General features: G+C 66.1%; 9 protein-coding genes. 7 read left to right on the top strand and 2 right to left on the bottom strand.

Annotation, left to right across the window (positions count from 1 at the left end; all coding sequences use genetic code 11):
* The 6 genes from ACESMO_RS03740 to ACESMO_RS03715 all read left to right on the top strand — a co-directional run.
* A partial coding sequence (locus ACESMO_RS03740; RefSeq protein WP_372706842.1) for a RadC family protein occupies positions 1 to 285 on the top strand: 285 nt, incomplete at its 5' end.
* Between the two features lie 316 nt (positions 286 to 601).
* Positions 602 to 841 (top strand): BolA family protein, encoded by a 240-nt coding sequence (locus ACESMO_RS03735; protein WP_372706841.1) that lies wholly within the window; start codon positions 602 to 604, stop codon positions 839 to 841.
* Between the two features lie 4 nt (positions 842 to 845).
* Positions 846 to 1,772 (top strand): aldo/keto reductase, encoded by a 927-nt coding sequence (locus ACESMO_RS03730; protein WP_372706840.1) that lies wholly within the window; start codon positions 846 to 848, stop codon positions 1,770 to 1,772.
* A gap of 246 nt (positions 1,773 to 2,018) precedes the next feature.
* On the top strand, positions 2,019 to 2,372 hold the full coding sequence (gene grxD / locus ACESMO_RS03725) for a Grx4 family monothiol glutaredoxin (RefSeq protein ID WP_372706839.1): 354 nt from the start codon (positions 2,019 to 2,021) through the stop codon (positions 2,370 to 2,372).
* Positions 2,372 to 2,800: an acyl-CoA thioesterase gene (locus tag ACESMO_RS03720; protein WP_372706838.1), complete on the top strand. Its 429-nt coding sequence runs from the start codon at positions 2,372 to 2,374 to the stop codon at positions 2,798 to 2,800. The genes grxD and ACESMO_RS03720 overlap by 1 nt, the downstream gene beginning before the upstream one ends.
* 273 nt (positions 2,801 to 3,073) lie before the next feature.
* Positions 3,074 to 4,138, top strand: coding sequence for a sensor histidine kinase (locus ACESMO_RS03715; protein ID WP_372706837.1), 1,065 nt, complete (start codon positions 3,074 to 3,076; stop codon positions 4,136 to 4,138).
* Positions 4,139 to 4,140: 2 nt separating this feature from the next.
* Here the strand turns inward: ACESMO_RS03715 and ACESMO_RS03710 are convergent, their stop codons facing one another.
* Together ACESMO_RS03710 and rpsD are read right to left on the bottom strand one after the other, a co-directional pair.
* Positions 4,141 to 4,563 carry a hypothetical protein gene (locus ACESMO_RS03710; protein ID WP_372706836.1) on the bottom strand — a complete coding sequence of 141 codons (423 nt, stop codon included), beginning with the start codon at positions 4,561 to 4,563 and terminating at the stop codon, positions 4,141 to 4,143.
* 142 nt (positions 4,564 to 4,705) lie between these two features.
* Positions 4,706 to 5,323, bottom strand: a complete 618-nt coding sequence (gene rpsD, locus ACESMO_RS03705; RefSeq protein ID WP_372706835.1) for a 30S ribosomal protein S4 — start codon at positions 5,321 to 5,323, stop codon at positions 4,706 to 4,708.
* A gap of 200 nt (positions 5,324 to 5,523) precedes the next feature.
* On the opposite strand from rpsD, the gene ACESMO_RS03700 reads away from it, so the two are divergent.
* Positions 5,524 to 6,696, top strand: a complete 1,173-nt coding sequence (locus ACESMO_RS03700) for a serine hydrolase domain-containing protein (RefSeq protein WP_372706834.1) — start codon at positions 5,524 to 5,526, stop codon at positions 6,694 to 6,696.
* The last annotated feature ends 230 nt before the right edge of the window (positions 6,697 to 6,926 follow it).

The following is a 6,926-nucleotide window of genomic DNA, read 5'->3' as shown; positions in this document are numbered from 1 at the left end:
GACAACCGCAACCAGCTGATCCTGGACGAAATCCAGAACCGCGGCACCGTCGACCATGCCCCCGTCTATCCCCGCGAGGTCGTGCGACGCGCGCTGGAGCTGTCGGCCAAGGCCATGATCATCGTTCACAACCACCCGTCCGGCGACCCGACCCCGTCGCGCGCCGACATCGACATGACCCGTCAGGTGATCGAGGCCGCCCGCGCGCTGGGCCTCGACGTCCACGACCATCTGGTCGTCGGCCGCGACGGCGTGGCCAGTTTCAAGCAGCTGGGGCTGATGTAACCACGCTGATCACCGAACGCCTGAGCCTGACGCCCGTCGCCGTCGGGGACTATGCCGAGTTCAAGGCCAAGTCGGCCGCCCCGGCCTGGTGCAACAAGAGCCTGAACACGCCCCGCACCGTCTGCATGATCTCACCGGACAACGCGCCGTCGCTGGCGCTGGCCGAACGCGCCGAATACCGCGCATACGCCCGGACCGACTACAGGGGTGGGCGGATGACTCGGCTCGAGCGGGGCTTGCGCTGACTGCCCGACCGTAGCCCGCCGTTAAGGTTTACCGCTCATTATGAGCCAAAGTTACCGGAGCGCCCGCGCCCATGCCGATGCCCGTCGAAGCGCTGCGCGCCCATCTGGCCGAAGCCTTTCCCGACGCCGAGATCGCGATTGACGATCTGGCCGGCGACGGCGACCATTACCGCGCCCGAATCGTTTCGACGGCGTTCGCCGGTCTGCCCCGCGTGCGCCAGCACCAACTGGTTTATGCGGCGCTGAAGGGCAAGATGGGCGGCGAATTGCATGCCCTGGCGCTTGAAACCTCGACCCCGGCGGGAGGCTGACACCATGCGTTATCGCCCCTACGGACGCTCGGGACAGGCCGTGTCGGCCGTGACCCTCAGCCTCGGACCCCGCGATCTCGCCCACGGGGCCGAGACCGCGCGCGAGCTGATCTATTCGGCGCTGGAAGCCGGCATCAACAGCTACCGCCTCGAAAACGCGGATCCGGTCCTGGCCGAGGTGCTGGGCCAGGCGCTCAAACACGTCGATCGCAAGCTGGTGCAGGTCGCCCTGATGCTGGGCGCCGGCGACGGCCGTAGCGGCTCGGACCGCGACTTTTCGGCCGAGGGCATGACGGCGTCGATCGACCGGGCGTTGAACATCTCCGGCCTGGGGTGGTTCGACCTGGCCATGCTTGACGAGCCGCAGGACCATGAGTTGCCGCAGTCGTCGCTGAACGCGCTGAAGGCGCTGCGGGCCACCGAGCGGGTCCGGCTGCTGGGCATCTCGGGCGACGGCGAGGTGATGGACATCTACGTCTCCACCGGCGCTTTCGACGTCCTGGCCACCTCGCTGCACGTCAACTCGCCGTGGCAGATCCGCTCGCGGCTGAGGGCGGCGCGCGAGGGCGACATGGCCATCTTCGTCCACGGCTACTTCCCCGACAGCCTGGACACGGCCAAAAAGGCCGAAAACGCGCATGTGGAGAAGAAGAAGGGTCTGTTTGGCTTCGGCGGCGGTGGTCCCAAGCCCAACGGCGGCCCGCTGGCCCACGCCGGCACCTTCGCCTTCCTGCACCGCACGGCCAACTGGCCGGCCGAGGCGATCTGCCTGGCCCACGTCCTGACCGACCCGTCGGTCTCCAGCGCCCTGATCCAGGCCAGCGACATCGAGCGGCTGAACATGCTGGCCCAGGTTCCCGACCGCGACATGCCGCCCGGCCTCTCGGCGCAGATCGAGATGGCCCGCGTGGCGGGCGCCAAGGCAGCCTGATCAAGATCGTCCTGGCGGCGGCTTGATCTGGGTCCAATCGACGTTCACCCATCGGCGTCAGCCCCCTTTCCGCCGTCATTGCGGGGCTGGGACCGGCGTAGCCGGGACCAGAACCCGGAACCCAGAGGGCTGGAGACCGTCAGCGGCGCGTCTGATTGTCGATTGAACCTGGCGCTGTTCCAGCGTTGAACTTGACCCGGGCCGTCCGCGTCCATACCTGACGACCTTCACTGAAAGGCCCCGCCCGTGACCGATCAAGTCGTCGCCATCGATCCCGTACACACCTTCATCGCCGACACGGTGAAGACGAACGACGTCGTCCTGTTCATGAAGGGCACGCCCGACGCGCCGCGCTGCGGCTTCTCCTCGTTGGCGGTGCAGATCCTCGATCACGTCGGCGCGACCTTCGTCGGCGTCGACATCCTGCAGGACGAGGCCCTGCGCGAGGGCATAAAGGCCTATACCGACTGGCCGACCATCCCTCAGTTGTACGTCAAGGGCGAGTTCGTGGGCGGCTCGGACATCGTGCGCGAAATGTTTAACGCGGGTGAACTGCAGACACTGATGGTCGAAAAGGGCGTGCCGCTCGGTCAGGACTGATGGCGCGCCGGCCCCTCGAACCCCGCGCGGATCGCGAGACCTTCGTCGTCCCGCTGACGGTTCTACCCGAACACATCGACGACAACGGCCACGTCAACAACGTCGTCTATGTCGGCTGGCTGCAGGACGTGGGCACGGCGCACTGGAACGCCCGCTTCGACGACGCCACCCGCGCCCGCTGGTCCTGGGTCGCGGTCCGGCACGAGATCGACTATTTCCGCCCGCTGCCGCCTGAGGCGCAAGGCGTCTTGGCCCGGACCTGGGTCGGCGATCCGCAGGGGCCGCGCTTCAACCGCTATGTCCGGATCGAGGACGGCGAGGGCCGGCTGTGTTCGCAAGGGCTGTCCGAATGGGTGCTGGTGGATGCGGTCACGATGCGGCCGCACCGCATTCCCGCGACGATGCTTCAGGTGTTCCAGCGCACCTGACGCGCCGCTCTTGAGCCAGGCACCGCCGTTTCGAGGCATTCCGCAGCTGTAAACATCGCCATACAACCTCAAAATCTGTATTGTGTTTCTGAATTGCTCTCGAGGTTGCATTTAAAGTCAAGCTCGCTTAATCCGTGCTTCAATTTCCCGGATCGGTGCTATCTGTCACGCCGGTGACACCCGGTAGTGACCGGTCCGCCTTGCATTTCCGAAAATCCGCGACGGGTATGGCTTTCACCACGAAGGCCTCCGATTACCTTTGGAGGGTCGGCCTTGACCGCCCCCACGCCGATTCATCCCGACGGACCGCTCAGCCTGGCGCTCGCCGTCGTCGGTTCATCCACATCGCCCTTGGTGCTTCTGGACGGGGAGATGATGGTCATCGCCGCCAGCGACTCCTTCTTCAAGGCCTTTGACATCGATCCGGAGGGTGCCCCGGGCGCGCAGGTGTACAGCCTGGGCGGCGGCGAGTGGAACCTGCCGCGGCTGAAGTCGCTGCTGACCGCGACCCTGTCCGGTGCCGCCGGCGTCGACGCCTATGAGATGGAGCTGAACAGCGAGCGGCTGGGCGCGCGCTGCCTGCTGCTGAACGCGCACCTGTTGAGCTATGGCGATGGATCGCCGGTGCGGATACTCCTGAGCGTGACGGATATCACCGACGCCAGGGCCAGTGAAAAGCTGAAGGACGACCTGCTGCGCGAGAAGGCCATCCTGCTTCAGGAGGTCCAGCACCGCGTCGCCAACAGCCTGCAGATCATCGCCAGCGTCATCCTGCAGAGCGCGCGCAAGGTCCAGTCCGAGGAGACCCGCAGCCATCTGAACGACGCCCACAGCCGGGTCATGTCGGTCGCGGCCCTGCAACAGCAGCTGGCCGCGTCAAGGCTCGGCGAGGTCGCCCTGAGATCCTATTTCGACCAGCTGTGCGTCAGCGTCGGCGCTTCCATGATCCGCAATCACAGCCAGTTGTCGCTGCACGTCGACTGCGACGACAGCGCCGTCAACGCCGACATTTCCGTCAGCCTGGGCCTGATCGTCACCGAACTGGTGATCAACTCGCTGAAACACGCCTTTCCCGGCGGACGGCATGGCCGGATCGTGGTGAGCTATCGCGCGCGGGGGCCCAACTGGACGCTGTCCGTGGCCGACGACGGCGTCGGCATGCCGACGGACGCCGCCAGCGCGACGCCCGGCCTGGGCACCAGCATCATCGAGGCCCTGACCAAACAGCTTGGGGCCCGGGTCAAGGTCACGAGCGGCCACCCCGGCACGACGGTTTCCATCGTCCACACCCAGATCAGCGCCGTCAGCGCCGAAGCCCAGGCCGGCCGCGCCGTCTGATTTCAGGCGGGCGGCAGCTGGTAGGGGTTCTCGATCGAGACACGCGTGCCGGGCGCGAGGCCCATTTCAGCGAAGCTCCAGCGCAGCTCCACGCCCTCGGGACGCGGCGAGCCGCAGCGGTCTTCATTCAGGCGGCGCAGCGAGATCACCGAGCTGGACCCCGCGCGACGCACCACGGGCGTCAGATCGGCCTTGGCGGTGCAGCCGTTGGAGCTGACCCAGAACACGGCCTGATCCTGGGCGACCGCGGCGGCATGAACCGCCTCGATCTGCCCGGGCAGGCCGGTCGCGGCCTGAGCGTCCGGGCCGAAACCGAAACGTCCATAACGGCGCAGCCTGCGGCCAAGGGCACGAGCAGGGTCAGGGCGGCGAGCGTGGCGATGCGTGTCATGTCCGGCCTTCCCCCACTGATGTCCATCCAACAAGAATGTGCGCCTGTTCGCCCGGCAAGTGAACCCCGGTACAGGGCCGATACGGAAAAGGCCCCGGATCGCTCCGGGGCCCCTTTGTTCATTTTGCCTTCCGCGCTCAAGCAGCGAGCGACCGCGTCGCGAGCGTCAGCGCGACTTAAGAGCTGTAGTATTCCACGACCAGGTTCGGCTCCATCTTCACCGGATACGGCACGTCGGCCAGCTCGGGGACGCGCACGTAGCGGACCGAGAAGCCGCGGTCGCCGAGTTCCAGATAGTCGGGGATGTCACGCTCCGACGACTGCTGGGCCTCGAGGACCAGAGCCATGGCGCGGGACTTTTCCTTGACCTCGACGACGTCGCCGATCTTCACGCGGTAGGAGGCGATGTTCACCTTCTTGCCGTTGACGGTCACGTGGCCGTGGTTGACGAACTGACGGGCGGACCAGACGGTCGGGGTGAATTTGGCACGATAGACCATGGCGTCCAGGCGCGACTCCAGCAGGCCGATCAGGGCCTCGGAGGTGTTGCCGCGCTTGCGACCGGCTTCTTCGTAGGTGTTGGAGAACTGCTTCTCGGTGATGTTGCCGTAGTAGCCCTTGAGCTTCTGCTTGGCCTTCAGTTGCAGGCCGAAGTCCGAGACCTTCTGCTTGCGGCGCTGGCCATGCTGGCCGGGGCCGTACGACCGCTTGTTCACCGGGGATTTCGCGCGGCCCCAGAGGTTTTCACCCATGGCCCGGTCGAGTTTGTACTTGGCGCTGTGGCGCTTGGACATAGATCACTCTCTTCAGGATGCGGCCCGGCCCCTCCACGACTGGAAAGGCGATCTCAACGGCGGTCCACGCATCGTCCGTAATGGTTCGCGCGCCAGACCGGAGTCGAGCGCGTGAAGGGCGGGCTTATGCCCATGGACGATCCTTAAGTCAACGCCGACGGCCTTTCATGTTACAGCCTTTCCGACCATGGAGGCTCGACATGCCCGTTCGTACGTTCGCCTTTGCCATCGGCTCGCTATGCCTGTTTCTCGGAGCTGCTCCAGCGGGGGCCGAGGTCCCACCGAGGCCCCGGATTGACGCTGCGGTCGCGCAATTGATGCGGGATACCGGGGCGCGCGGCATCGCCGTCGCGGTCATCGACGACGGGCGGGTCGCCTATGTCCAGGCCTATGGCGAACGCAATGCAGCGGGCGATCCGCTGACGCCGGACACCGTCATGTACGGCGCGTCCCTGACCAAGACGGTCTTCGCCTGGTCGCTGCTCCAGCTGGTGGATCAGGGCGTCGTCGATCTGGACCGGCCCGTCGCCGAGGTCCTTCCGGACCTGCCATCAATGTATGACGAGAACCTCGCCAACCGGTATTCCGACTGGCGCGGCCTGGCCGAAGACCCGCGCTGGCGGGCGATCACCCCGCGCATCGCCCTGACCCACAGCACCGGCTTCCTGAATTTCGGCTGGCTGGAGCCGGACCGGAAGATCCGCATCCATTTCGATCCGGGCGCCCGCTACGCCTATTCCGGCGACGGCCTGATGCTGCTGCAGTTCATGCTCGAGAAGGGCCTGGGTCGCGACGTGGGTCGCGACATCCAGACCGGCGTCTTCGATCCGCTGGGCATGACCAACACCAGCCTGATGTGGCGGCCCGACTTCGCGGCCAATCTCGCCGATGGGTGGCAGGCCGACGGCGCGATCGAGGCTCACGATGAATGCAGCAAGGTCCGGGTGGCCGGTTCGATGGATACGACCATCCACGACATCGCCCTGTTCGCCGCCGCCCTGATCCGTGGCGACGGCCTCAGCCCCGCCTCGCGCGCCGAAATGGTCCGGCCGCAGCTGGCGATCACGACGGCAACGCAGTTTCCAAGCCTGCAACCCGAGCTGCCGCCGGAACAGCGGCGGGAAGACCTCGAGGCCGGGCTCGGCGTCGTGACGTTCAAAGGGCCGCAGGGGCCGGGATTCTTCAAGGGCGGGCACAACGACTCGACCGGCAACACCCTGGTCTGCCTTGACCGCGGGCGGCGATGCGTCGTCATCCTGTCCAACGACGTGCGATCCGAAAAGGGTTTCGGCGCGCTGGTCAGCGTCGTCCTGGGCGAGACGGGGGTCCCCTATGATTGGGAATACGGCTTTACGCGCGATCCGACGAACTGAAGCCCCGCCCTAGGGTCCAAACTCAATTAAAATCGAGTGAAATCAATCGCTCGCTACTTCCGCTCATCCCCGCGAAACCGGGGACCCAGTTCTTTTGCTGGGCTGAGTGATCGGGATAGCCGTATTTGGGCCATCGGCACGGCTGGATTACCCAAAACACTGGGTCCCCGCTTTGGCTGCTACGCGCCGCCCTTCGGGTGGCGGGGATGAGCGGTGTTGAGTGCGGACCC

It is taken from the genome of Brevundimonas sp., from assembly GCF_041688735.1.
GTDB lineage: Bacteria > Pseudomonadota > Alphaproteobacteria > Caulobacterales > Caulobacteraceae > Brevundimonas.
This window is presented reverse-complemented; position numbering and strand designations above follow the sequence as displayed.